Annotated in this window: 23 protein-coding genes, 1 other RNA gene and 1 pseudogene; 7 read left to right on the plus strand and 18 right to left on the minus strand. The window is 56.6% G+C overall.

What is annotated here, in order from left to right; genetic code table 11:
* Positions 1-4 precede the first annotated feature (4 nt).
* From H9X91_RS01980 to H9X91_RS02035, 12 genes are all read right to left on the minus strand, one after another.
* Complete coding sequence (locus H9X91_RS01980) at positions 5-1951, minus strand: VirD4-like conjugal transfer protein, CD1115 family (protein WP_338111910.1); 1947 nt, start codon at positions 1949-1951, stop codon at positions 5-7.
* Positions 1948-3051 carry a hypothetical protein gene (locus H9X91_RS01985; protein WP_204801959.1) on the minus strand — a complete coding sequence of 368 codons (1104 nt, stop codon included), beginning with the start codon at positions 3049-3051 and terminating at the stop codon, positions 1948-1950. The genes H9X91_RS01980 and H9X91_RS01985 overlap by 4 nt, the downstream gene beginning before the upstream one ends.
* A gap of 246 nt (positions 3052-3297) precedes the next feature.
* Complete coding sequence (locus H9X91_RS01990) at positions 3298-3933, minus strand: DUF6100 family protein (protein ID WP_195608007.1); 636 nt, start codon at positions 3931-3933, stop codon at positions 3298-3300.
* 8 nt (positions 3934-3941) lie between these two features.
* Positions 3942-4472 carry a DUF5697 family protein gene (locus H9X91_RS01995; protein ID WP_195608008.1) on the minus strand — a complete coding sequence of 177 codons (531 nt, stop codon included), beginning with the start codon at positions 4470-4472 and terminating at the stop codon, positions 3942-3944.
* A gap of 130 nt (positions 4473-4602) precedes the next feature.
* Entirely contained in the window at positions 4603-7524 is a 2922-nt protein-coding gene (locus H9X91_RS02000) for a VirB4 family type IV secretion system protein (protein WP_204801961.1), read from the minus strand.
* A complete protein-coding gene (locus tag H9X91_RS02005) occupies positions 7517-7861 on the minus strand; it encodes a Lar family restriction alleviation protein (RefSeq protein WP_204801963.1) in 345 nt (114 codons plus the stop codon). Before H9X91_RS02005 ends, H9X91_RS02000 begins: the two co-directional genes overlap by 8 nt.
* A gap of 13 nt (positions 7862-7874) precedes the next feature.
* The gene (locus H9X91_RS02010; protein WP_204801965.1) at positions 7875-9221 is read right to left on the minus strand and encodes a C39 family peptidase; all 1347 of its coding nucleotides are present in this window, start codon (positions 9219-9221) and stop codon (positions 7875-7877) included.
* On the minus strand, positions 9221-10429 hold the full coding sequence (locus tag H9X91_RS02015) for a hypothetical protein (protein ID WP_204801967.1): 1209 nt from the start codon (positions 10427-10429) through the stop codon (positions 9221-9223). Before H9X91_RS02015 ends, H9X91_RS02010 begins: the two co-directional genes overlap by 1 nt.
* A 27-nt stretch (positions 10430-10456) precedes the next feature.
* Positions 10457-11167, minus strand: coding sequence for a hypothetical protein (locus tag H9X91_RS02020; RefSeq protein ID WP_195608013.1), 711 nt, complete (start codon positions 11165-11167; stop codon positions 10457-10459).
* A gap of 158 nt (positions 11168-11325) precedes the next feature.
* The gene (locus H9X91_RS02025; RefSeq protein ID WP_195608014.1) at positions 11326-11727 is read right to left on the minus strand and encodes a fimbrial protein; all 402 of its coding nucleotides are present in this window, start codon (positions 11725-11727) and stop codon (positions 11326-11328) included.
* A 230-nt stretch (positions 11728-11957) separates the two neighbouring features.
* On the minus strand, positions 11958-12578 hold the full coding sequence (locus H9X91_RS02030) for a hypothetical protein (RefSeq protein WP_204801969.1): 621 nt from the start codon (positions 12576-12578) through the stop codon (positions 11958-11960).
* A gap of 14 nt (positions 12579-12592) precedes the next feature.
* Complete coding sequence (locus H9X91_RS02035) at positions 12593-13657, minus strand: hypothetical protein (RefSeq protein ID WP_204801971.1); 1065 nt, start codon at positions 13655-13657, stop codon at positions 12593-12595.
* A gap of 455 nt (positions 13658-14112) precedes the next feature.
* Here H9X91_RS02035 and H9X91_RS02040 point away from each other — a divergent pair, with 455 nt between their 5' ends.
* The 3 genes and pseudogenes from H9X91_RS02040 to H9X91_RS02050 form a co-directional block, all read left to right on the plus strand.
* Entirely contained in the window at positions 14113-14328 is a 216-nt protein-coding gene (locus H9X91_RS02040) for a hypothetical protein (RefSeq protein ID WP_195608017.1), read from the plus strand.
* A gap of 46 nt (positions 14329-14374) precedes the next feature.
* Complete coding sequence (locus H9X91_RS02045; protein WP_204801973.1) at positions 14375-16129, plus strand: recombinase family protein; 1755 nt, start codon at positions 14375-14377, stop codon at positions 16127-16129.
* Positions 16130-16177: 48 nt separating this feature from the next.
* Positions 16178-16300 (plus strand): annotated as a pseudogene (locus H9X91_RS02050) (alpha/beta-type small acid-soluble spore protein); the annotation flags it as partial.
* A 93-nt stretch (positions 16301-16393) separates the two neighbouring features.
* Here H9X91_RS02050 and H9X91_RS02055 read toward each other — a convergent pair.
* The 3 genes from H9X91_RS02055 to H9X91_RS02065 form a co-directional block, all read right to left on the minus strand.
* Complete coding sequence (locus tag H9X91_RS02055; RefSeq protein ID WP_204801978.1) at positions 16394-17587, minus strand: vWA domain-containing protein; 1194 nt, start codon at positions 17585-17587, stop codon at positions 16394-16396.
* Between the two features lie 4 nt (positions 17588-17591).
* The gene (locus H9X91_RS02060; RefSeq protein WP_204801980.1) at positions 17592-18404 is read right to left on the minus strand and encodes an AAA family ATPase; all 813 of its coding nucleotides are present in this window, start codon (positions 18402-18404) and stop codon (positions 17592-17594) included.
* 248 nt (positions 18405-18652) lie between these two features.
* Positions 18653-21316, minus strand: a complete 2664-nt coding sequence (locus H9X91_RS02065; RefSeq protein ID WP_204801982.1) for a transglycosylase domain-containing protein — start codon at positions 21314-21316, stop codon at positions 18653-18655.
* Between the two features lie 304 nt (positions 21317-21620).
* Here H9X91_RS02065 and H9X91_RS02070 point away from each other — a divergent pair, with 304 nt between their 5' ends.
* The 4 genes from H9X91_RS02070 (at position 21621) to H9X91_RS02085 (ending at position 24767) form a co-directional block, all read left to right on the plus strand.
* Positions 21621-21911: a DUF1292 domain-containing protein gene (locus H9X91_RS02070; RefSeq protein WP_204801984.1), complete on the plus strand. Its 291-nt coding sequence runs from the start codon at positions 21621-21623 to the stop codon at positions 21909-21911.
* 80 nt (positions 21912-21991) lie between these two features.
* A non-coding RNA gene (ssrS, locus tag H9X91_RS02075) (6S RNA) lies at positions 21992-22190 on the plus strand.
* Positions 22191-22392: 202 nt separating this feature from the next.
* The gene (locus H9X91_RS02080; protein WP_204801986.1) at positions 22393-23970 is read left to right on the plus strand and encodes a peptidylprolyl isomerase; all 1578 of its coding nucleotides are present in this window, start codon (positions 22393-22395) and stop codon (positions 23968-23970) included.
* A gap of 77 nt (positions 23971-24047) precedes the next feature.
* The gene (locus H9X91_RS02085; protein ID WP_204801989.1) at positions 24048-24767 is read left to right on the plus strand and encodes a tRNA threonylcarbamoyladenosine dehydratase; all 720 of its coding nucleotides are present in this window, start codon (positions 24048-24050) and stop codon (positions 24765-24767) included.
* Positions 24768-24836: 69 nt separating this feature from the next.
* Here the strand turns inward: H9X91_RS02085 and H9X91_RS02090 are convergent, their stop codons facing one another.
* The 3 genes from H9X91_RS02090 to H9X91_RS02100 all read right to left on the minus strand — a co-directional run bounded on the left by H9X91_RS02090 (position 24837) and on the right by H9X91_RS02100 (position 26660).
* Positions 24837-25181, minus strand: coding sequence for a hypothetical protein (locus H9X91_RS02090; RefSeq protein ID WP_204801991.1), 345 nt, complete (start codon positions 25179-25181; stop codon positions 24837-24839).
* Positions 25182-25397: 216 nt separating this feature from the next.
* A complete protein-coding gene (locus H9X91_RS02095) occupies positions 25398-26189 on the minus strand; it encodes a hypothetical protein (RefSeq protein ID WP_204801993.1) in 792 nt (263 codons plus the stop codon).
* Between the two features lie 3 nt (positions 26190-26192).
* On the minus strand, positions 26193-26660 hold the full coding sequence (locus H9X91_RS02100; RefSeq protein WP_204801995.1) for an RNA polymerase sigma factor: 468 nt from the start codon (positions 26658-26660) through the stop codon (positions 26193-26195).
* Between the last annotated feature and the right edge of the window lie 64 nt (positions 26661-26724).

Here is a 26724-nt window from a genome sequence, read left to right on the forward strand (position 1 = left end):
ATGGCTATCGCTTCCTTCCTTTGAGTATTTCATTTAAGTTGACTGCCCGACCAATGGGCGCCTCTTCGTCCATCGATGCAGAGGGGGGTGATGCACCAGTGGGTTTGGGCTGCCCTTCGCCGGCTTGGTCAACGGAAATGACCGGTTGGTCATTATGCTCCATGACAAAAGCCCGGTTGGATCGTCTCCAATCGGGCTCATGCTGGACTGCTTTGGAATTGCGCAGTTTCTTGTACTCAGGATGCTTTGAGTAGTCAAAACGGTGCGCTCGGAACACTTTCTGGCCACGGATGAAGATCAGCTCTTCATCAGGCAGCAGACGGAGGACTTCATCCGGTGTCAGCAGTTGTCTGCGGCCGAGGGAGTTCGTCCTGCGGAATTGGGGAGTGTAGTTGCTGATGTGCATGGTATTGAGTTCCCGCATCTCACTTTCCACCTCCACGGAGGCTACGCCGATACGGTCACTGAAGTATTTCGCCGTGAGCATGTCGGTGCAGCCGAGGAATACTGTGGAGTCGCATGCGCCCAGGATCTCCTGCCACTGATCGTCAGGGTAGCGGTTTTTCATTTGACCGACGTTCTGGAAAAATACAGCGACAGAGACACCGCGAGAGCGGATGGTGCTGATCTTCTTCGTAAAGTCTGGGATCAGGCAGCAGTTGGGGAACTCATCCAAGATGAACTTCACCTTCGGCTTGAGGACTCCGCCTTCACAGTGGCTGTCGGCGTAGCGGATGAGCTTGATGAACAAGAAGCTGAAGAAGAGGGAGCTGAGGAAGTCGAAGGTGTTGTCCTGGTCGGACACAATGCAGAAGTAAGCGCACTTTTGCTTTCCCGGCAGTTCCAGATCGATCTCATTGTAAGAGGTGATATTGCGGACCTGCTTGGCCTGCATGACTTGGAGCTTACTGCCCAAGCCGATGATCACGCTGGTGCGGACGGTCTCGTTGGATTGCATGAAGATCGCAAACGGCGCGAATGCTGGCGAGGGCGGCATTACCTCACCAGTGAATTTGTTGACGTGCTCACGGCGGATGCTGCTCATGATCTTATTCAGACTGCGCTCATCCTCTTTGGTCAGCAGTTCGTATACCGTGCCGAGGTTGCGCTTTTCAGGAGGCATCTCCAGAGAGACGTAGAGGACCAGCGCCTTGAGCAGGTTCAGCTCTGCGTTGAACCAGAAGGCGTCTTTGGAATCGCCGGAGGTGTTGGAAAGGACGATGTCACTGAAGGTCTGCGCCATCAGTTCGCTACCGCCCACCTCCCCGAGGCAGTTCCAGGAGTCGCTGTGGTCCATTTCGATCAGATTGAAGACACGGACCGTGTAGCCTTGATCCCGCAGGTACTGGCTCATGGACTCGTAGAGTTCCGATTTTGGATCAGTGACGATAATGGACTCCCCTCGCCTGGCCGCTTGAAGGAGCAGGTTCCGGGAAATGCTTCTCGACTTGCCAGTACCGGAGGCACCGCATATGGCAAGATTGCTGTTGAGTCGGGTCTTCTCCGGCAGTGTGATGACCTTCCCGGAATTCGTCAGGCCCAGGATGTCCTGCTTGGTCTTACTCGGAGTCGTCAGTTCAAAACAGTTCCTGGCCTCCCGTTCACTCATGAAGCCGGCTGTGCCGTAACTGCCAGAGCTGGAGATGGTGAGGTTGCGATCGAGGTCGGTCATGCCGCCACGGTTCCAGCCAAGCCGAAGCCCGAAGACGCAGATGAGGGCAATGCCAATGACGATCGCCGCAATAGCGATCGGGCCTTCCGGGAAGGTGAAGAGTGCGGAGATGATTGCGTCCAGCTCCAGCGACGGTAGGCCGGGCGAGGTGCGATAGTTGCTGCCTGCCGCCTTCCAAGCATTGATATTGATGATGAATTGGGCAACGATGCCGGCGACAAAGAGCAGCACAGGGATCAGGACGACAATGCTGATGATGCCGCCAACTTTTTTCTTCACGAGGTATCACCGCCTTTCATAATTCGTACCTCGGTGGGTGTTTTCACAAGGGATTGGATGGTGTTGAGCTGATAATCGTAGCAGAGCACGATCGTCGGCTCCTCGAATCCGGGCATGAATGCGCTCAGATCGGAGAATGTGAGTAGATCGCATGTGTAGCCGAGAATGACGGGCCTTCTGCCGTCCGGGGTCATTGCGTCGTAGAATCGGCTTTCCTTGGGCGGGACAAAGTCCGACAAGGCCACTCGGTTGATTTCCAACTGCTTCTGCTGGTCTACGATGATGGAGAATAGTGCATCGCCCCGCCGGTCATTGGTGACGAAGAAGATGCTGTTGCAATGAGGGGAGAGGGTAAAGTAGCGGCTGTGGACATGCTTCCCCTGCCGCATGAGCTTTTGGGCTACGGGCATTCTGGAGCCAATGATGACCTCGTTGAAGGTGGTGACTGGCATGCCCCGAATATTCAGGACCTGCTCCACCATCGCGCTCACGTTCTCCTCAGTGCCGGCGAGCCAGAACATCCGGGTATGACCTGTGTAGTACAGCAGGTAGCCGTAATGCTGGTGTATGAGCACCCCCAAGAGCCGCGAGGCCTTCGCATCCACCAGATCGCTCTTTTCGCGGAGTGCCTGGCGGAAATCATGTAAAAAGTAGTAGTAGAATTGCGCTGGGTCATAGGGCACGGAGGCGGCTTGCGGCTTTGCCAGTAGGCTGGGCTTTTCCTGGGGCAGGAACTTTGCGCCGGCGTGATAGGCCATCAACAGAGCTGTGGCTTGTGCATGACGACGCATGATCCGATCTGTGGCGTTCCGATTGCCTACATTCAAGTCCTGACGGGCCATGATGTGGACCTGCGCTTTGGGATCACGCTGCCCGATATACTCAAGCCCCGCCGGCGTCAAACGCAGAGACCTTATCACCCGCTGCCGATACACATCCCGATGCACTGAAAGATAACCACTCTTGATCGCCCTGTACTTCACATGCCGATTCCATTCCCAATGGCCATCGATCCGATCCGCCAGCTGAGCAGGAAAATCCACACAGTAGCCGACAAACCAGAGAAGCTCCAGCATACGGTCATCTGACTGGAACAGCAAAGATAACCACCTTCTCGCTTGAAAAAGATATAAAAACAGCAGGCCTTCAAAGCCTGCGGAATAGACTGCCGAAAGAAAGCCACATCTCGATCTGCTCGCGGCCCTTTCTGAACATAATCAAAAACACCCCGGTAAATCAGAGCCCTAATTTCATACCGAAAAATGAGGGCCCAGGTACAGGGTTTCTGTACGGCTGATTTTCATACCAGTTTCTGAACCGATTTTTTTGTAGGTTCCGGTATCTGTTTAGAGGTACTTCTCGACCCATTTCAGCAGGGATTCCGGGAGCATCAGATAAAAATCCGTAGCGTCCCGATCACCCATTTTGGTCGTCTGAAGCACTGAGCAGAGAAGGCCGCTGTCATTGGTCAGGAACACCGACTCGATCACATCCAGAAACCGCTTGGTCTCAATGTTGTCGTAATCGCGAACACGGCGGGTGCCAAGAGCCGCATCGTACTGGTGGACTATGCAGATCACGCACCGTTCAAATCGCTCAATGGGGTCTGCGGCCTGGAACTTCAAAAGGCAGGCACGAAGCGGCCGGGTGAGGTAAAGCGTATTGTCTCGTGCATTCCGCTTTGGGAGGATAGCGGGGACCGTGATTTTGATCCAGTTCGGGTCTTCACTGACTCGGATGCCCATTGCATCCCCGGCGGTTTCATAGAGTTCTCTGGCTTTCTCCCATTCCGTCCGTGCCGCAAGGCCACGGAGCCCGACGGTAGCCTGCTCCGCTGTCCGGACAAGGCTATACATCTCATTTTTGGGGTTATAGCCAGGGGTATCTTCCAGCTTATGAGCCAGCCGGAAGAGTTCTTGGCTCATTTGGTCGTAGTCGGAGGCCAATGTCATCATCGCCTCCATGTAAGTCTCGTTTATCATGTCACACCTCACAGTTCATAGGAGCCTGTCACGCCGTCTTTCCCCACGACGATGACGAAATCATTGCGGAACCTGCGCTCTATGCCCGCAGCGGCATCGAATGATCGGACAACCAGAAGCCGGCGCACATTACTTGGCAATTCAAAGCAGGTGTCATTGATCAAGGCCAGTGCCTTGTCATTGACGGGGATAATATCGCAGTCAAATTCACCCGTGGATACCGTCAGGATCGCCGGCATCTCGCCGGCGCAGAAGTCTTGGATGCTGTCCTTGATGCTGATCAGGGCCCAAAAACTGGCGACGCTGTCATCCCAGTTGACTTTATTGACAGAGAGACGATTGGAGGCCAGGTGCTCGGCATCAGGCAAAATGTAGAGCATTCCCTCCTGATGGAGCCTGCTCATAATCTTGCTGTACTGTTTGTCCCCAAGATGGGAGAACAACTCACGCATCTGGCAGGCTTCAACGACCCCGAAAATCGAGATCAGCTTCACCATAATGGTGAGTTCGGAGCCCCGGTACCGACTTGCAAAGGACATGAATGATCACTCCTCATGTAGAAGATTGGCGACATTCAACGCTGGCAGGGAAACCGTCAACGTTGAACGTCGCCGATGTGTAAATTGTGGCGGATGGAGCGTTGCCGCTCGTTGACGAAAAGCGTAAAAATCAAGACCGCTCTTTGAGGATTTGACTCAGTTCATAGCGGTCTGTAGTGATGAGCTGCTTCTCCAATTTGGAGGCTTTGAACTCAACCGTGATGTGATTGTTATTGGTGGAGATCAGTCCATTTCCTCGCTCAAAGCGGGTGATATTGGAAATCTCCGCGTCTGTCAGTTTAAGGGCATCCTGGACACGCATAGCTTCATCATCTTCCAGGTTCAAGATGATCTTCGTCTTGGCGTTATTGATGATGCCCTTCCCGTATTTCCCACCTTCCAGCGCAAAGAAGTCTGTCAGGTCCTGGGTCGCAGCAATCGCCGCGCCGCCATATCCGCGGATGATCTTGAAGATCTCCAGGCAGAACTCAGCGGCCATCGTGTTGCTACTGGCGCCGATCAGCTGCCAGATCTCATCTATGAAGATGGCCTTTTCCTTCGTTCGATCCTCCTTCGCCTTGTCCCAGACGTAGTCGAGTGCGACAAACATACCGACGACAAGCAGGTCGCCAGTGAGCTCAGAGATATCGAGGACCGTGTAGGGATTCGACAGGTCCACGTTGGTAGGTTGGTTGAAGGTCTTCGCGGAGCCATGCACCAGGCGGTTCAGGATGTTGCCGAGGCGTTTTGTCTCAGGAGATTGGATCAGCAGATTATAGACATCCTCAAGCAGAGGCATCTCCCGGTACTGGGAGGGATCATCAGGGTCGATCAGGGACTCATTGTCATGCGTGATCCCCTTGAGCGCATATGTTCGGATCAGCGTTTCGTCCAACAGCTGCTTCTCCTCATGGCTCATGTCTGGGATCAGAAGCGAAAAAAAGATATGGAGTTGTTGAATTTTCTTGGCCAGAATGGAGTTTTCATTGACGACTCCGTCAATGATTGCGTTGGCTGTCTGATCAACACGCCGGATCTCCATGATGTTGATGCACTGCCTGGATGCCGGACTGATCGAGATGAACTCGCCTCCGACATTCTTGCAGGCTCTGAGGAACTCATGGCCCTTCAGAGGAGCGATGATGAATACTTGGGTGCCTCTACGCCTCATCCTTAACGCCATCAGTTGCAAGGTAAAGGTCTTGCCTGCTCCGGAGGTTCCGATGATGGCCATATTCGCATTTTTATAGACCCGCGAATCGAAGATATCGACGATAACCAAGCTGTTGTTGAACTTGTTGACACCGAGCAAGATCCCGTTCTCATCCGACATCTCATAGCTCGTGAAGGGGTAGCAGCTTGCTGCGGCAGAAGTAAGCATATTCCGCTTGCCGCGCTCGAACAGTTTCTTATCCAGTTTGCAAAAGGGCATGACTGCGGTCATCGCCTGCTCCTGACGGAATCGGCATACCCGGAGATCCATGTCCTGGGAGACCATCAGGCGCTTGACCTCAGCGACCCGCCACTCCAGGTTTTCCAAAGTGTCCGCCGTCACCGTGATGAGAATAACGGCGTAATAGAAATCTTCGTAATTCGCCAGGCCCTGTTTCAAGTAGTACCCGGATCGGATAGCATCCTCGATGTCATCGTAGTCGGTGTTGGTATCGGAGGTGTCCTTGATCCGGCTGCGGTTGATGCGGATCTGCTGGCCGAGTTTTGTCTGTATGCGCTCTTTCGGCTCCCTCTGGAAGTAGATGTCAACGTCGATCCCCTCACCGGCGTTGACAAAGATGGATGTCCAGCCGGCAACAACGCGGGGATTATAGCCGTCGGAGGGGATCATGAGGTAGGAGTGGTACAGTCCATCCATGACGGTATAGCTGCCGTGCTGGAGATCAATGCACTCCGGGGCGATGATCCTCGGAATGGTAAGATCGGCGCCAAGGCCGTGAGTCAGGTTATAGGCCTCCAACTGCTCGATCCGCTTCTCCAGCGTGGTGTTCTCGCTGGTCTCACGATTGAAAATGGTGTAGAGGACCTCAAGCAGGAAAGCATTCTCGTCATCGTGGGTCACCACGATATTGTCGCAGTGCAGGAAGTACTGCTTGGCTGTCCTGGCGGCAGTCTCAAGCGTTGACACGATCTCAGAATACTCGGTTTTGCGGTTGTTGAACGTGGGCTCATATTCGAAGATAATGAGGAACCGGCGGGTAATGGCCTCCCGTGAGCCTATGGTCTTGATCAGGTTATAGTAGTCAAGCTGGAGTTCCCTGCACTTCGGGTCCTGTTCTCGTTCCATGTCTCGCTCGATGGCGTTCAGATGCTTACTGATATCCGCCTTCTTCGTGAGAACTTTGATTTGGATCTTGACCGGACTGATTTTCAGCCAGCTGGCAAATGAAGCGATGATATTTTTCTGTTCACGGACACTCCGAAGCAGGAAGTTGATGGGCTCAACCTCCAGGATTTTGATGTATCTGCCATCTTTCATATGAACGATGCCGTTTTGGATGTCCAGGACCGGGATCATGTCCTCGGTGGTATTCTCACGCCGGCTCCGCCGTTTTGGCTGCACTGTGCGGTTTCTCGTCGCCGCTTTGGGCGGAGCATGGCGGCGAGGCCTCCTTGCCTTAGTACGCATGGGATGCTGTTTGAGTGTGATGCCCAACTGCTCAGGAGGGCGATGCTCAGGCGGTGATCTTCGGAGTACGGCAGATGGCTTTTCCGGCTCCTGCTTCGCGGGAGTATCGGAGCGATAGAGGACTCTCCGATTGCACAGCCACTTGAACCAGTTGATGACGAACTCGCTCAGGGAATCACCCTCAATGCCTACGACGCCGAACACACCAAGCGGCAAAGTGATGAGGCATAAGATTATCACCCGGGCGGTCAAAGAGATGCCGAGGTTAATGATGGGAAGGCCGGTAAGTAAAACGAGTGCGCAAGCTTCAATCGCATTGCGCACCCGAATCATGCCTCCGAATAGCCGGCCACTTGTGAGGAAGTTGCCTGGGATATAATAGATATCCCTTTCTTCTTTTCCATTACTCATTTACTACATAACCTCGAATCTGGCCGGGACTGGCGTCAAAAAAGCGGCGGTTCCACACTTTTGCGGCCGCATCCAGTGAAGCGTAGATACCAGTTGCCGGCATGATGCAAAGACCATTGCGGCACCGGATGGAATAGCCGGCACGGGAGTGGATAGCAAACGGCTGACGGCCGCAGAAGGGACATGATGCCAATCCGGCGATTTTTGCCCTCTGCCTGCGGATCTCTGTCAGGCGCCTGTTTCGGGTATCTTCGTCCCAGCCGCAGGAACTGCAGCCATTGCGGTTTCCGCAATTGACCATCTTGTTGTTTTTGCATCCATACTCATTGCGTTCCATAAATACCTCCATTTCAGCCGATGATCCAAAACGGGCCGCCAGCACTGGCATAACCTGCCTCATCAAGGATAATGGACAGGTCCCACTCCTTGTTGGATCTCTGATAACTTGCAGGGTCTGCGACCAGGATCTTGCCTTCCGAAGTCACACCCCGGAGGACGATGAAATGACCGGAGGACGTAAAATGTCCCTTGGCCATGAGCGCCACAACCAATTTCCCGTCCGCAAGGGCATCAACTATCCTCTGGGGCTCAGAGGGGGTACAGCCTTCGCAGGCGAGGCCCCAGGCCTTTGCAGCACCAGGGATCAGGGAGTGGTAAGAGCCAGACTTGCTGCACCAGTAGCCGTTTTCATAGGCCCACTGCGCCATGTGAGGCGGGTCAACAGTGTCGGACGTCAGGCTGGAGACTACGATCGACATAGCGGTGGGACCGCACGCATAGCCGCCGATGTTGTCGGTGCCATAGGGCTCGTCCTTCCATCGCTCATCTAACTGGTTATAGTAAACAACCTGGGTCTCGCCGTCTGTGAATACCACGCCGTCGTATGAAAGACCCATTGCGGAGAACTCAGTATCTGATAGTACCTGATAAGAGCCATCAGAGAGGAACACCGAGAGGTTTTCCGCATAGTTGTCCGCAAGGTCCTTCTGATCTTCACTCAACGCAAAGACATGGTCTGCGAAATACCACTCCCCGTTGTAGGTGACTGTATAGACTCGGACAGTGATTGTTGTCTCCTCAGCCTCTTCAGAACTGGAATCAGAGCTGGAGTCAGCTTCGACTGTTCTGGTCTCGTCCTTGTAGGTGAAGGAGTAGAGCTGATCGACATGCTGACGCAAAACAGCTTCCAGGTCAGACTGGGAAATGGACTCCACGTCCGTGTCTTTGCTTGCGCAGTACATTGATATGAACTGGTTGGCATTGAACAGGACATCTGCCCCATAGGGGTTATTCACCTCTTTTTCGTCACAGCCAGACGCGGCAAAATCGGCATCGATCCTGGCAAGGACATCAGTCAAGCCTTCCGATAAAATCGTGCTGATGCCCGTGTTCAGGCTTACCATGTTGGCAGAGAGGACCGTGTCATCCACGATTGCATTTGGCTCATCGGTTCCAATTCCAAATAAGGAGCCGAAAATGACCACAGGGAGCATCAGTACGATCAGGACTGGCAGAAGGAGCAGGATCGCGATGCCGGCGATCCACTTCTTTGACTCCTTTGCAGCAGCGAGGGCTGCCCCGTGCGCTCCGCCGGTAGCAGCCCCCTTTGCAATATTTGCGATGGCTTTTCCCGTCTTTGCCGCTCCCCGTGCGGAGGCGGCAGACGACTCACCGCTTGTTCTCTGTTCTTCAGGCATCAGACACGATCCTTTCTCTTCGGGATTTGGGGCATCTGCTCCACGATTTTCTCATTGTATTTGATTTTCCCGGAGGCATCCTCATAGGGCGTTTTCTGAACAGTCGGCTGGGCGTACTGCTTGTACCAGCTCTCTCCATCAACTGTCTTGACGACCTCGTAAGGGCCGCTGGGGACCATGTACTGCGAGGCGTTATACATGGCAAATTGACGTTCCTCGCCTCCGCCAGCCGGAGTCTCATAGCCCGTTATGCGGCCGCCGCCAATCTCAACGTCACGAAATGTCGGGGGCTGAGAGGGGATCGGAGCACCTTCTGCTGCAGGGGCTGGTGCCGCTCCAGGAACGGCCTCAGTGGTTTTTTCAACTGCCTCATGTCCCACTTTCGGGCTGGATGGGATCGTGTTGGGACTTTGGCCCGGAATGGAAGCCCCGCCGGCGGACCCTCCATCCTGTGTGATGGTGACTTCGCCGTCTTCTCCGATACTGGGGTCGAGTTCTTCTCCAATGACCGTCGCTGCGGCAACTTCTCCTACGGGCGCTGTGGGTACCGCTCCACTACCATCAGTTGCCACCGAGCCGTATCCAAGGTAGTTGGTGAGTGCCTGGGCGGCCTGCTCACCTTTGATGGAGCCGACTGACGCGATATTGCCGGTGGCAACGGCGCCAACGACCTCATTGGCAAACTTCCCTCCGGACGCCATGCTGGAGCCAAACATCGCTCCACCGATGACACTTCCAAGTCCGGAGCCAGTTCCTGTTGCACTCCCAGCTGCGGCATTGCCGGCGGCACGCTTGGCGACTCCGACAAGTCCGCCGCCAGACCCTACGAAAGCCTGACCTGCAGCCTGCCTCGTTGTACTATTAGAACTTGCATGAGAACGGTTAAAGATGTTCCCGGCAGCTCCACTAAGCCCGCTTGCGGCGGCGCCGATCGCTCTGCCTGCAATCAGCAGTTCTGTCAGCATGCTTCCGCCAGTGCGCCCGACATTGACTCCGAGCCCGGCGAGGAAGCTGTCGATCTTCTGACTGATTTTCAAAAAGGCCACCGCGCAGAGGAACCAGAGAAAGATGTTCCCGGCGACAGCCTCGTTGCTGGACGCGGCGATGGCGTTCTCCACTTCCGACTCTTCAATGGCAAATGCCGGCGTGCAGAGTACGAGAGATAGAGCCATAACCGCGCCGCTGACTTTAAGGATGTTTCTTTTCATTCAAGCCTCCAATCTGATTTGGCCGGCCTAAAGGGAAAGCGGGTTTGCGATGAAGTTCCCGACCATGGAGACAAAGAGCCTGAGGCACCAGGCATTCATCACGAGCAGGAACAGTTGGCCTCCGAGCATGCGGCACCATGCACTGAAAATATTGGAGGTGCTCTCGGAAGCACCGGTGGCAAACGCCACCGGCGCCGTGAAAACCAGCACGCCGACCATGATGTACCTCTCAGCTGCTTCAAACAGCAATTTGATGTAGTTCCAGGCCACGATGATCGTGAGGATCAGGACGATCAAGGTCACAGATCCCGATGCCAGGCAGCCGACAATGACCGTCAGCACGCTCGCGAAATTCGCAAACTCGATGGGCGGAAGAGAAGCGTCAACGACCCAAGTGTACGGCGTGCCGGCAAATTGGAGGATGAGTGCCAGGATTTGGTCCGAAAAATAGGCCAGGAACAAAAAGAGGATCGACCGAAGGAGCAGTTTACCGGGGTCCTCCGCACTGAGGCCGATACCTGCGCCATAGTTCTTGAACAATTGCCAGACCAGGTTGAGCAGTATGAACCCAATTCCAATCGCCACGAAGATGTCGTACATCGTCTCCGCAGCAGGGAAATACCGAAGGAATACGGACATATCACAGCCTAATGCACCGAGCACGGCACCAGTCGTGAGGTCCAACAGGTTCATGATCTGCTCAGCGATCCAGCCGACAATGCTGTCAAGGATGCCCATGTGAACACCTCCTGGCAGCCATCATTCCCAGAGATCCTTGTCGCTTCGAGGATCGATGGGGATCATGCTGGCGGCAGCAAGACACAGGAAGACCCCGGTAATAACGCCGCCGATCAAGCAAAGCATATTTTTCTTCATCTGTTAGTCCTTTCTCCGCTTCAGGTAGTTGTGGGGGACCAGGTGCCGCCGCTGAAGAAAGGCGTAACGTACGCCATAATAAAGCCCAGGCCGTTGAGGATCGCCCAGGTGATGATGATCCGCTTGAGCCAGGCTCTGGATTCATCCACCGTTCTGCCCGAACGAGAGAAGTTCATCAGCAAAAGAGCGATACTGGCGGTCACGATGGCGGCAATGGTAGAGATGCCGAGGATCTGGGTGTAGACATCCTGCATGATCTCAGATGCTTTGGTCCAGATCGTATCACCAGCGGCGTGCGCCTGGAGCGGAGTAGCGGCGACAGCAGTTGGGATTAGAAACGCAGTATAGAGCGCCCGTCCGACATTGACGTCCTGCACCTTTTTCCGAATCCGCTCCGTCACGGCGTTGATTTTGGTGTGCATGGTGCGATTTGCCTCCTTTACGTTGAAGATTGCCGAAAATGCAAAATGGCCCAGACAGAAAGCGTGACAGTGCGATCAGCCTTCTGCCTGGGCCATTTCAGCCAGCAAAAAAGCCACCTGATAGGTGGCGTCATGGAAGCCTTTGCAATTTTCGACGGTAAAATCATATCACAATGTAACTCTAATAGCAATTCAAGAGCCGTATAAGTTTCCTATATCTTTCGTCTAACTCAATCCGGCAGAAACTGCTTGATGATCTCGATGCAGTCCCGTGCGGTATAACCCCACAGAATTCGGTCGATTGCGTGGATGGCCGCATTCAGGTAATTGTGGTATGAGGCGATGGACATCGGGAAGCCCATGGAATCCAGCTTATCAATGATGTCCTCCCGGCGTCTGGGCTTACTGGGGGTGAAGTAAGTCTCGTACAGGATCTGGTACATCAGTTCTCCCCGGTCGGGATCTTTTCTCACGGAATCCAGAGCAGTCTTGATGATTTCCAGCATGGATTTGCTGCGGATCACGCTCTGGGCATATGCTTCCAGCTTTGTGTTGCTCAGATCGACCCCTGCAAGTTCGGCATTGACCTCCAGAGTGGAGAGACGAGTACCATGCTCCATCTCCATCCGAAGGTTCAGCTCCGACTCGGAGATCTCCACAGCATAGGCGACTCGGCGGTATTGCTTGAGCAGGTACTTGGTGTTGTGGGTATTATCAATCGGCTGACGGGCAGTCGTCTTCCCCTCCAGCTTTTCCACACCGACGTTCAGGCCTGTGGAGATCTCATCCCGTTTGACCTCTTTTTCTATGGCAAGCGCCGGCCGAAGGGTGCGCTTGGTTTTATTCGGCATAATATCCGCTCCTCTCATTCGTTTTTCTTTGGTTTCGGTGGTCCGCGATAAGACCCTTCTGCCAGCTTGCACTTACCCCAGTCTAAAGAGCTATAGAAGATTAAGGGAACTGGGCGGGCAAAAAAAGAATCATGCGGTATCCGAAACACCTGTATTTGCAAGGCTTGTGCCCCGACCAGGATCGCTTTTTCACTTGGGACGCCAAGCTGGACATCCACCTGGATCTGCCCATTCCCATCAAACTGACTCGCTGCCTTGGCGATGCCGAGAATTTCTCCTATGCGCTTGAGCTGTAACTCCTCACAGTCTTCGCCGTAAATCATTTCGCGGTAGCGGCACGGAGAGAGAACTGAACCGCGTGAACTGGAGAAGCTCACGCGGCTGATGATGCCGGCGTCTTCAATTTTGAGAATAAACCTTCCAACGCGGGACTTCGACCAGCCCCAGCGGTGGGCGAGGTAACTATATGAAAGTAGTGGCATCCCCTTCATATCCGCATAATAGACCACAGGCATATACTCTGAACCTTTGACTGTCTGATCGTTCAAGATCGTATGGAGCCAAAGATCCATGATGGCATCCAGTTCACTGAATTGGACCTTGCCCCTTGACCGGCTCGCACGAATCAACTGCCGGCCGACGGGCAGTGGAAAAAAGAAGAACCCGGAGCTCTTATAGCTGTAGTAGTTGTACTCCAGGTGGACACAGTGCCGTTTCCAATCTCGTATGGAAAAGCGGATCAGCTCCTTTTCTTCATCCAAGATCTCAAACTCTAGGAAGCCGGCATCTTGAAAATAGGCCATGAGTTCCCTCGCCTGGGCCTTGTGATGCACACGCAGGATGCGTGGGAGCGCAGACACCTTGCAGATCCATTGTCCCGGGCCTTCCATGTACTTCTGGTCACCGATCTGCCGCACGTTTGATCTGAAGCACGCATATGAGTACAGAGCCATGAGGCTGAATAGATGCAGCGTTCCTTCATTTTGAAAGTCCTTGTGGTCGTTGAAATATCGGAACCATTGTTTCTGGACGCGAGATTTCGGAAATCGGACAAGTTGGCATTTCTGCGTACAGGCCATCCTGCACACCTCCTTTCAAGAATTTAGATAGAATCGATCCCAAGTTCCCTGGTCAAAGGATGCGCAGGCATTTCAGCCTATACCCATTCTTGTGGGCTATCCGTCCCCCGGTGTGTGGCCTGGCCGGACGAGCGTACCATTATTTTCCCATGCCGTCTTCGCTGTGGGCTTGTCCTCGGCCCTTAACACCTCGCTACGGTGGCTCGAACATGGTGATGTCTTGAGATCGTATGAAATTATCAAGGTACAAGGTGCTGGGGAGTAGTTGAGAGATACAGTTGGGGAGGATTAAAAACCCCCGTAATTTGCCTCTCATAATGCATGGAGAAAAGAGGGGGGGCATATTGCCCCCCCATTTACAAAAAACTTTTTGATTTTTACTATGCAAAAAAAGCCCCCCATTTCTCCCTCCGTTATGAAGGCAAAATTGCCGGACTAACAAAGGGGGTATTTGTATGAAACAAACGCCATTAAAAGGCATGAAAAAAACGCCAGCAGCAAACAATAATGCTGGAGGCGAAACAATGCAAGAAACGGAATTCAAAATTGGTGAAGTCACGTATGAAGTTACCCGTGTGTTCAGCGGGGAGAAATCTATGGGTGAGTTGATTGCCGACCGTTTAGTGGAATCCTATTCAGAAAATCCTACCTTTGACGAAGGCCACACTTGAAGCGTATAATGGGTTTCAGTGGGTCGGTTCGTCGGAGGAGGCGAAAATGAGAACCGACGTTTTTAACTTGGCATTTGCATATCTGCGACTCTCAGATGACGAAAAGGAAGGCAAATCTGAATCCGCAAGTATCTCCAATCAGCGCATGATGATCCAAAAATACTGTGAGCAGCATGGAATCATACTGGTTGACGAGTTTGTGGACGATGGTTGGTCTGGTGGAAATTTTGACCGTCCTGCATTCCAGAGGATGCTTCAACAGCTGAAACTTGGAAAAGCCAACATGGTCATCACCAAGGACCTAAGCCGGCTCGGGCGTGATATGCGGGAGTCCAGTTACTATGCCGAGCAGTATTTCCCAGAGCACGGGATACGCTATCTCACGATTTCGGACAATTTCGATACCGAGAATGAGAACATTATGGCCCCCTTCCTGTTTGCCATGAACGAGGTCTACCTGCGGGATGGCTCCCGGAAGGTGAAAGATGTGCTCCGTAGCAAACGAGAGCACGGTCAGTACTGCGCTTGTCCGCCCTATGGGTACCGTAAAGACACGAATGACAACAATAAGCTGGTTCCTGATGAAAGCACAGCTCCGGTCGTTCAGCGCATATTTGATCAGGCTGCCAATCACGGCGATTCAGCGAGAAAGATTGCTTCAGATCTGAATGCTGATGGAGTTATTCCGCCGTTGAAGTATCGCGTTATGTACCGCGATAAGTTCACTCCAAAGGGTGCTGCACGAGCAAGCGATTTATGGAATTACACTACCGTCAAGCGTATCCTAAAAAGCAAGGTGTATCTTGGCCATACTATCCTTGGGAAAAGCCGCAAGGTAAGCTTGAAATCGAAGAAGAAGGTGCCTGTTCCCAAGGACGATTGGGCGGTGACGATGAACACACATCCACCCTTGGTTTCAGTGGAAACTTACGAAAAAGCCCAAAGAAACCTTGGCCGAGGTGCAAAGAACTATCTGCAGTATGAGCATGTGCGCAAGAGTATTTTCGGTGGAATCGCTGTATGTGCGAAGTGTGGTTACTCACTCTGTTCCAGTGGTACGGTGTATAAGGGGGAGCGAGAAAAATATTGGTTTCTTTCATGCACCCACCAACGTCAAGATATTGCCAACCCATGTTCAGGAGTTCGCATAAGGTACGCCGATCTCGTGGAGATCGTTAAGCGAGATCTCAACGAGCTTCTGAATATGACTGACGAAGGAATCGATGAGTTAGTAAAAGCTGCACTGGAGAGCTCTGGAAACGCTGATATGCTTAAAGCAAAGAAAGCGCAGTTGCAGGCGGCGGAGGCGAGGCTGCTGACCATAGATAAGATGGTAGGAAAGCTTTATGCCGACAACGCTGAAGGCCGTATTGATGATGATAGACTTCGCCGAATGGTTTCGGATTTGGAAAAAGAGTCTGTTACTTTGAAATCGACTATTGCGCAGCTCAACCATTTGACCAAGCCGGATGCGATTAAGAAAGACTATGAGCGTTTCTTTGATATGGCCAAGCAGTATACGCACATCGAAGAGCTCACTCGGGACACGCTATTGACTTTCGTTGATCGAATCGAGATTGGTCCCAAAATTCTCCCTGATGGAACTTCAAAAGTCACTCATCGAAATCAGCCTTACCGGCAGAGTGTTCGCATCTTTTACCGCTTTATTGGTGAGGTCAAGAGAGAGGCAACCCGTGATTTACCCATTGGAGCAACTGGAGCCGCTCCCAGCACACAGGTGGGTGTCTCCATCTTAAACGGCACCGAAGTTGTTGATGGCGCACAAAACCACGCTTCGTGAATTGTGCATTATGCAGACGATTTTGGCTGTTAATAAGGAGAAAGAACATCAAGGGAGGTGGGCGTCAACCTGAAGCAGGGCTACAACGGCGACCTGTCCTCCCGCGAGGCCGGCTCCGTCGGCGGCCAGATGGTCAAGAAGATGATCGAGTCCTACGAGAAGAACCTGTAACTTCCCACTGGAGATACAGCAGCGGCCCGGCAAATGCCGGGCCGCTGCTGTTCGTATTCCGGTGCTGCACTTCTTCCGGCCACAGCCAACAGTTCATTTGACCATCAGGCGGTGCATCCCGCTCTCCAGCCCCTCCACAGAGAGCGGATACATGGGAAAGAGCTTTGCCAGATGCACATGGGTCTGCCCCCAAAAGCCTGCGTAGGCGGGAAGCGGCTCCGGATTCAGCCAGATCAGATAGGGGAAGTGCGCCCGGATCCGCTGCAGCCACTCCAGCCCGGAAGGCATGGGGACCCTTCTCTTCCAGTCGTACTGCTGTGACAGCAGTTCTCCCGGATTCATGGCCGCATCTCCCACAACGATCACTTTATAGACTCCGTCGAAGTTTTTCAGAAGCCACTCCGTCTCGACCCTGTCCTCCTGCCGCATCCGGGGATGGCGGTAGACGGACTCATAGATGCAGTTGTGGAAGTAGTAGGTATGCAGCTCCTGAAAGGTGTTGGACTTGGTGGCAGCCTGGAACAGGGTGCTGCAGAGGTCAGAGTAGTAGTCCATCGATCCGCCGCTGTCGATCAGAAGCAGGACCTTGACGGCGTTTCTCCTGGGATTCCTGTAGCGGATCTTCAGCAGTCCCGCCCGGTCGCAGGTGTCGCGGATCGTCCCCTCCACATCCAGCACCTTTTCCGCATCGCTGATCTGTGCGGAAAACTGCCGCAGTAGGCGGAAGGCCATCTGGAACTGGCGGGTGTCCAGGGTGGCATCCTTGCGGAAGTCCCGGAACCTGCGCTCTCCCGCCACCGCCAGCGCCGCCCGGCGCCGGCTCTCGCCGCCCACCCGGAGGCTGTTGGGCCGCCATCCGGAATTTCCGAAGACGGAGCTGCCCTGGGTCCCGATCCAGTAATTGCCGCCGTTGTGTTCCTCGGTCTGTTCCCGGAGGCGCTCTTCCAGCATCTGCAGGATCTCCTCCAGGGTCTTGTCCTCTCCGCGGCGGCGCCTCAGCTCCTCCAGGGTGCGCCGGAGGTCCTCCGTCGGGTGATCGAGCCAGTCCATCAGTTCCCGGGGCAGCTCTCCCTCCCAAGGCACATCCCGGAAGAACTCCAGAAACACCTGGTCGAAGCGGTCATATTCCGACTCACTGTGCAGCAGCACCGCCCGGCAGAGCTGGTAAAATCCCGTGAGCGTGGAGCGATGCAGCCCCTTCTCCATGCCCTCCAGCAGCGTCAGCCACTCGTTGAGGGAGACGTCCAGGCCTCGCTGGCGAAGCAGGTAAAAAAATGAAGCGAACATGATCTCACCGCTGATTTCTGGCCAGGGTCCGCAGATCCTTGTCCTTTTTCAGAAGCACTCCGGCGTAAGGGATCTTCTCCGTGATCCGCTGCGGGTCCACGCCCCCGGCCGCCAGGGCCCGCAGCCAGTCCACCAGCTCGGAGGTGCTGGGCTTCTTCTCAATGTCCCGCAGGCCCCGCAGCCAGTAGAAGGCCTCCAGGGCCTGCTCCACCAGCGCTTCCTCGATATCCGGGAGATGGACCCGCACGATCCGCTCCATCTGTTCCCGATCCGGGAATTCGATGTAGTGGAAGACACAGCGGCGCAGGAAGGCGTCCGGCAGCTCCTTTTCCGCATTTGACGTGATGATGACGATGGGCCGCTGCCTGGCCCGCACCGTCTCCCGGGTCTCCGGGATGTAGAATTCCATCTGGTCCAGCTCCCAGAGAAGGTCGTTGGGGAACTCCAGGTCCGCCTTGTCGATCTCGTCGATCAGCAAAACCACCTGTTCTTCGGCGGCAAACGCCTCCCCCAGCTTCCCCAGCTTGATATACCGGCTGATGTCATCCACCCCGTGGCCGCCGAACTGGCTGTCGTACAGCCTCTGGACCACGTCGTACACATACAGGCCGTCCTGGGCCTTGGTGGTGGATTTCACATTCCAGATGATCAGCCGCTTGCCCAGAGCGTCCGCCACCGCCTGGGCCAGCATGGTCTTTCCGGTGCCAGGTTCTCCCTTCACCAGAAGGGGCTTTTGCAGGGTGATGGCAATGTTGACGGCATTCATCAGCTCCGCGGAGGCCACATATTCGTTTCCTCCGGTAAATCTCTGCTCCATATGAAACTCCTTTTTCAGTATTTTCTTTTCCGGGCCGGGGCCCGCCTGCAGCCGGCCGGGACGTCTCCGCCTTGTCCGGCGGTGTCTGCCGATCGGCTCTGCGCCTCCTCCGGCCCGTGTCCCGGCCCTCTGGGGCTCCGGCGGCCCCCAGCAGCAGGATACCACAGCCTGTCGCTCTTTTCCATCGGGATCGGCGGGACGCCGCCGGAAGCAGGACAGCGGCCCGGCAGATGCCGGGCCGCTGCTGCTCATGTTCCGGTGCTGCTGTCCCAGAAGCCGCTCCACCAGTCCTCGCCGGCGTCTCCGAAGCCGCCGGTGGGATCCGTAGGATCCGGCTCCGTAGGCTCCTCTCCGCCGCCGGAGGGATCCTCCCCCGACGTGCCCGGATCTGTGGAGGTGCCCGGGTCATTGGGATCCGGAGGCTGCCAGTTGGGATCACTGGGATCCAGTCCGGCGTTGGGGTCATCCGGGTCCGTGGTCGTGGCCGAAGTATGGACGGGACAGCCGCCGGGGCTGGTCTCCGTGGGGGCGACCGCCTCCTCCAGCGTGCTGATCAGGTAGGCGTCGTCCGAGGCGGTGATGCTCTCGCCGTAGTCCTCCCGCACGTAATCCAGATAACCCTGCTGGACGATGGACTCCGCCGGGCAGAACTCCCCTGCCAGACAGTTGCCCTCGGTGCAGATGTCCACCATCTTGTGGAGCGTGCACTCGCCCTGGGGTTCCGTACCGCTGGCTACCGTATATCTGACGGCCCGGTCTCCTCTTGGGTCAGCATGGCAGGCTTCCGTACACGGCAGGCCGCTGTCGGCGCAGACCGTGACGGTGGTCAGGCCGCTGCTGGGCTTGCTGAAGGACTTGTCCGGCAGGTCGGCGTGGACCTTCTCCATCACCTGCCGCCACAGGGAGGCCGCCGGGTTCACGGAGTAGCTGATCCGCTCGTTCTTGGCATAGCCCACCCAGACGGCCGCGCAGTAATAGGGGGTGTAGCCGGTGAAATACCGGTCGTAGTTGTCGTTGGTGGTACCGGTCTTGCCGGCGATGTGCATGCCGCTGAAGCGGGCGCCGCCGCCGGTGCCGCCGTACTCGTTGACCGCCCGGTACAGCATGTTCGTCATCAGATAGGCGGTGGTCTCCTTCATGGCCACATGCTGCTCCGTCTCCTTTTCCAGGATCACGGTGGTGTTGTCGTTGGCCAGAACCTTGACATAGGTCTTGGGTTCGTTATAGACGCCGTTGTTGGCAAAGGCCGCATAGGCCGCCGCCATGTCCACGGTGCTGAGACCGTAGGTCAATCCGCCCAGACCCAGGGGGCTGACATTCATGTCCTCCGCCGCCAGGGGCAGGTTCAGGTTCTCCGTGGCAAAGCGGAACGCCTCCGTAACGCCCACCTTCTCCAGGGTCTGCACGGCGATGGTGTTGATGGACGCCTTGACGCCGTTGCTCACCGAGGTCCAGCCCGTATAGGTGTTGGGAGAGTTCTTGGGCCACGGGCTACCGTTCAGCAGCTGGACCGGGTAGTTGTCAAAGGTAGTGGCCGGAGACACCACGCCGGCGTCCAGTGCCGGGGCATAGGCCGTCAGCGGCTTGATGGAGGAGCCGGGCTGCTGGATATCCGTGGCATAGTTCCACAGCCGGTTCCCCTCCTTGGCCCCCATGTCGCCCACCATGGCCACGATGTTGCCGGTGGAGGGCTCGATGATGGTGATGCCGGAGTGGATCAGCTGGCCGTTGGCGGAGGTCAGGTTGTTCAGGCTCCCCCGGTCCTCGTAGACGGACTCGGCGATCTCCTGGATCTCCGGGTCCAGGGTGGTGTAGATGTTGTAGCCGCTGTTGTAGATGCGGATCCGGGCCTCTTCCGTGGTGATGCCGTACAGCTCCGCCAGGTCCGCGGACACGTCGTCCAGCACCTGGTCCACAAACCAGGAGTTGATGTTGGTGCCGCCGGTGGCCTCCGTCACGATGTCCGTGGCAGAGGTGGTGCCGTCGGTGAAGTGGAGCTCCTCCGCCTTGGCGGCCTCCGCCTCCTCCGGCGTCAGGTAGTCCAGACCGGTGACGCCCACCTCCGCATTGCCGCCGGCCATCCGGTCCAGGATCAGCTCCTGGCGCATCTTGTTGGCCTCCCGGGGCGTTGTGGTGGTGCCGTCCTCCCGGGTGATGGTGATGGTGGACATGGGACCGTACATGGAGGGGTTGTTGGTGATGGCGATGAGGCATGCGCACTCCGCCACGTCCAGCTCCGACACATCCTTGCCGAAGTAGAACTCCGCGGCGGTCTGCACGCCGTAGCAGCCCTGGCCCAGATAGATGGTGTTCAGGTACATCTCCAGGATCTCCCACTTGGTGTAGTTCTTCTCGAACTCCAGCGCCCGGAAGATCTCCCGCACCTTGCGGTTGATGGTGTTGCCATCGTCGCCGGTCATGTTCTTCAGCACCTGCTGGGTCAGGGTGGAACCGCCGAAGGTGGCCCGGCTGCCGGTGAAGAAGTTCAGCGTCGCCGAGGCGGTTCGGGTCCAGTCCACGCCGTTGTGCTCAAAGAACCGGTGGTCCTCGATGGCCACGGCCGCCTGCCACAGGGCGTCCGGCATCTCATCAAAGTCCACCCAGATCCGGTTCTCATCGCCGTAGACCGTCTGGTACTCCACCCACTCTCCGGAGTCCTTGTCCTGATAATAGATGATGGAGCTGAGATTCATGGTGTAGTCATCGGCGTTGATGTCCAGCGTGGGCGCCAGCGTCGTCCTGACGTACATCATAAAGATCCCGGCGAGCATCGCAGTCGTGCAGATGCCCACCAGCAGGACCGTCCCCAGAATAAAGGCGACTTTATGTCCTGTGCGTTTGGTGCTTTTCCGCTGTTGGGGTTCCCGACGGGGGACCATCTCATGGCCGCCGGTCCGTCTGTTATGTTCCAATGCAGAGCACCTCCTTTTTTCGAAATTGGATTTGCTGCTGAAAGCAGTCACCGCGCCGCATGCCGCGGGCGCGAAGGCGCAGAGTCCTCCATAATATGTTCTATTGTACCATCCCTTGTCAATATTGAAAATGTCGTATTTTGAAGAAAAAAAGTTCCCCATCTACATGTTTTTTTTGTTTTCCGGGCAGGATAAGGTCATTCCCTGAGCCGAGTTTTTCAGATTTCCAAAACTTCGCCCCCTTGCAATCTTCCGGAAAGTCGGTTACAATACGCATATACGCAGCCACAAAGGAGGATTCCCTATGGCAGAGGAATACGGCCCCACTTTCATCACGGTCACGGACGAGGACGGCCGGGAGATCGTGCTGGAATTCATCGACGCGCTGGAGTACAACGGGCAGCAGTATCAGGCGTTTTTCCCCGCCGAGACGGAGGGAGAGGACGAAGATGACCCCGACAACGGCCTGGTGATCCTGAAGGTGATCCACGAGGACGGAGAGGATCTGCTGTCCACCCTGGACTCCGACGAAGAGCTGGACGCGGTCTATGACCTGTTCATGGAGTCCCTGTTCGACGAGGACGACCCCTCCTGAGGCCGGGGACCCGAAAAATTTCTCTGCGGCTTTTCCGCAGATCCCCTTGCATCCCGCGTCGGGATGTGATACGTTGAATATGTGCCCTGCGGGGTTTGTGATAGATCTTTTTTTAACCCACATTTCGTTATACGGGACGCCAGATCAGTGCGTGGTTCGCAGGCCTCCCGGCTGCCGTCCGCGGCTGGAAGTTGGAAGTGGTAAAGCGCGCTGGAGGCGACCCACCTGGCCGTGAAGGTGCAGGTTATAACGGATCTACACGGCTTTTGCGGGGCACGCTTTGGAATCAGAAAGGGGCGGCACAGGCCGCCCCTTTTTCTGCCTGCCGGCCCCGGGGCGCTGGACGGATTCCAGATAATCTCGCGGGTTCCCGCAAATTCCTCTTGCAGAATCCGTCTGTATCCAGTATAATATCAAAGTGCGTAAATTCCGGTTTTTTGGGAAACCTCGCACCTGATTACTTGAGAGGACTGAAACACACATGAGCGCATCAAGAGAAAAGAAATCCCGCCAGGAGCAGACCGGCTCCGGCTGGAACGATCCCAAGACCGCCCGCGAAGCAAAGGAGCGGAAAGAGGAGCGGCGCACCAACATCCTGTACGGCACCATTGGTGTGGTGTTCCTGCTGGTGGCCATCGCCGCCGTTGTCTGGAAGTCCAACATCATCCCCAAGTCGGCCACTGCCGTCACCATCAACGGTGAGACGTACAACGCCGCCGAGGTGAACTTCTACTTCGAGAACAACTACCAGAACTTCCTCAACCAAAACTACAACTATCTGAGCATGATCGGCCTGGACACCGGCTCTTCCCTGAAGAGCCAGACCGTTTCTGCCACCGGCGCCATGTTCGTCACCGACGCCACCGAGGGCGAGACCTGGTACGACTACTTCCTGAACGGGGCGCTGGATCAGATGGCCGGCATCCAGGCGCTGAATGATGCCGCCGCGGCCGACGGCTTCACCTGGACCGATGAGCTGCAGGCTGATCTGGACGCCAATATGGAGACGCTGTCCAGCACCGCCAGCACTTACGGCTACACGGAGCAGCAGTACCTGAGCCTGATCTACGGCAGCACCATGACCCGCAGCATCTATGAGGAGCAGACCCGCCGCAGCATGCTGGCCACCGCCTACCTCCAGGATTATCAGGACAGCCTGTCCTACACCGACGAGGAGCTGGAGGCCGCCTATGAGGAGGCCCGCACCACTTATGACCACGTGACCTGCCAGTTCGTCCGGGTCAACGGCGCCGCCGCGGACACGGATGAGGAGGGCAATGAGATCGAGGTCACGGACGAGATGACCGCCGAGGCCATGGCCACTGCCAAGACCACCGCCGATGCCATCTACGCCGCCTATCAGGCCGGCACCTCTCTGGAGGATGCTGCGGCCGAATATGAGTCCACCGCCTCCTATACAAACTCCGAGAGCTACACTTACAACACCTCCGTCCTGGGCGAGTGGCTGTATGACGACGCCCGCCAGGCCGGCGACTCCGCCGTGCTGGAGGATGCCGACAACGATGCCTTCTATGTGGTGGTCTTCAACAGCCGCGGCCGGGATGATTACAACACGGTGAACGTGCGGCATATCCTGATCCAGCCGGAGGCCTCCGAGCTCTCTGAGGACGACGAGGGCTATGAGGACGACGTGGCCGCCAAGGATGCCGAGGCCCAGCAGAAGGCCCAGGACATCCTGGACGAGTGGGAGGCCGGCGCCGCCACGGAGGACTCCTTCGCCGAGCTGGCCAACGAGTACTCCGCAGACGGCGGCTCCAACACCAACGGCGGCCTGTATGAGCAGGTCTATCAGGGCCAGATGGTGACGGAGTTCAACGACTGGTGCTTCGATCCCGCCCGGCAGCCCGGCGACACCGGCATCATCCACAACGACTCCACCGGCTACCATGTGATGTACTTCGTGGGCTATGACAAGCCCTACTGGCAGATCCGGGTGACCAACGCTCTGGTAAGTGACGCTGTGGACAGCTTCTACACAGAGAAGACCGAGGGCTATACTGCTGAGCAGTCCTCCTTCGGCATGCGCTTTGTGGGCTGATCTCCCTGCACCAAAATGTCCGGCTTTGCGTGTTCAAAGCCGGACATTTTTCACCCTTTTCCGTATGGAGGTCTGTTATGGAACATCCTTTTCTCCGCAATGAGATGCTGTGGGGCCCGGAGGCCCAGGCCCGGCTCCGCTCCGCCCACGTACTGCTGCTGGGACTGGGCGGCGTGGGCAGCTACGCCGCCGAGTGCCTGGCCCGGTCCGGGATCGGCGAGCTGACGCTGGTGGACAGCGACACCGTGGCCCTCACCAACCTGAACCGCCAGCTGGAGGCTCTCCACTCCACCCTGGGTCAGCCCAAGGCGGAGGCGGTGGCCGCCCGGCTCCGGGACATCAATCCGGAGGCGGTGCTCCATCCCATCCACGGCCTGTACGATGCCGCCCACCGGGACCGGTTCTTCCCGGAGGGCTGCCGGTATGACTACATTGTGGACGCCATCGACCTGGTGTCCTGCAAGCTGGATCTGGCGGAGACGGCCCTGCGGCTGCAGATCCCGCTCATCGCCGCCCTAGGCACCGGCAACAAGCTGGACCCCACCCTGCTGCAGGTGACGGATATCTCCAAGACCTACGGCTGCCCCCTGGCCCGGGTGATGCGCAAGGAGCTGCGTGCCCGTGGCATCCAGCACCTGAAGGTGGTGTTCAGCCCGGAGGAGCCCGTCTCCCCCGCCCAGCCGGAGACACCGCCTCCCGGCCGCCGCAGCGTGCCTGCCAGCAACCCCTGGGTGCCCGCCACGGCGGGGCTGCTGCTGGGCAGCGCCGTGGTGCGGGACCTGATCGTCGCCCTCTGACCGCAGACGCAAAAGCAGCCCGCTTTCAGCGGGCTGCTTTTGTTATGGAGCAGGAGTGCCCGCAGACTGTCAGGCCGTCTCAGACTTGGTGATCGAGACCGCCACAGGCGCCGGATCCTCGCTGCCCAGCTCTCCAGTGTAGGTGACTGTCACAGAGTCGCCCTCCTCCAGTTCTGCCGGGTCCACGTCCTCGCCGAAGTCGAAGACTGCATAGGTCTCATCCTCTGTCAGCAGCACCAGATAATCATCCAGCCGGTTCACAACGCCGCTGACAGTGGCGGTGGCCTCCTCCGTGCTGTCCGTCGTGCCGCTGACCGCGGCGTCCCCGTTCCCGGAGGGATCGCTGTTGGAGCCGCAGGCCGCCAGCGTCAGCAGCATCAGCGCCGCCAGCAATGCAGTGATCGTTCGTTTCATGTGTGGTTCCATCCTTTTTTGAGAATTTGTACGGCCTCGCGCGCGACCGTTTGCCCATTATACGGGATGCGGATCCCCCACTCAACAACAAATCGGAAACAGTTCTCTCTTTTTTGAAAACATTTTGTGAACAGGACTTTTGCAGGGAGGTCCGGGCGCAGAGGAAAGGCCCCGCCCTCCGGCGGGGCCTTTCCTTCTTTGAGGAGAACCGCCCTTTTACAGATTTTGCAGGATGAACTCCACCTCTTCCAGAACGGTCTCTCTATCGTACAGCACATATGTTGCATAGACCCAATACCGGATATTTCCTCTGACCAGGAAGGCGTCTACGCCGCCTGAGTCGTCATCCCATGTGGAAACCATGACGGCCTCTTCCCCATCCGGCAGCTGATAGCGCAGATCCTCCCGCTCCATGCTGTAATTTGGGTCCGGTAATCCGTAGTAGAGGAATGTGTTGTCCCCCGGCTCTTCCACGTAGTTCTCGGTGTAGAGGGTCGCACGCACACCGATATTGAGCCGATCCGTGGGGGTCTGGAGGGGGAGCGGGTAGGATCTCAGCTCCGCCTCCGCCAGCTCTCCGTTTCTCGTTTTGAGCTGGAGTGTCGCAGGCGCTTCCACACCCGGTACACGGGTGCCCAGGAAGTCCTCGGCTTCCGCCCATGTGTCAAACTTCTGTTCCCAAAACCGCTCCGCACCGGCCGCTGCATCCAGAGCCTCCTGGGAAAATGCCTCCAGCGGTGTGCGCTCCACGTCTGTGAGCACCTTGTATGCGTGATCTGCCCCTGTCTCCGCCAGCTGCTCCGGCGTGAAGTTCCGGATCTCCACATGATATACCGCCGCCAGGGCCGTTCCGGTCAGGGCCAGGATCAAGACCGCTGCCAGAACTCCCCCGGAAACCCTGCGCCGGCAGACAGGCCTCTGCTCCCTTGCCGGGATCTCCCGGATCTCCCGCCAAAGATCCTCAGGTGCCCGGACCTGTTCAAATGTCTTCCGATAGATGTTCCGCATGGCTCATTCCTCCTTCAGCTGTGCCTTCAGCTTCTCTCTGGCCCGGGCCAGCCGGGTCTGGACGGTGGAGGGCTTCAGTCCCAGCAGCTCCCCCACCTCCGCCACGGTGCAGCCCTCGTAATAATAGAGGTACAGAGGCAGACGATACTTGGCCGGCAGGGCCATGACCCCGGCGTAGAGCGCCTGGTGCTCCGGCGTATCAAAGACCGGCTCCCGGCAGTGCTCCAGGGGCACCATCCGCCGGCGCCAGGGGCTGCGGGCGGCATCTTTGCACACGTTCAGCGTCACGCGCACCAGCCAGTGGCGCAGGTGATCATCATTTGAAAAGGGCTCTGCCCGCTGCCACAGCCGCAGCATGACCGTCTGGGCCGCGTCCTCTGCGTCGGCGGGGACCCGCAGGCAGTTGAGCGCCAGCCGGTACACCATATCCAGATACCGCTCCGCCGCGGCCGTGAAATCCCGCTCTGTCATCGCGCCTCTCCCTCATCCCTGAAAAGCTTTTCGTCTGTAAGACGAGAGCACAGGGGAGAATATC

Source organism: Oscillibacter valericigenes (assembly GCF_016902445.1).
In the GTDB taxonomy this organism is placed as follows: domain Bacteria; phylum Bacillota; class Clostridia; order Oscillospirales; family Oscillospiraceae; genus Oscillibacter; species Oscillibacter avistercoris.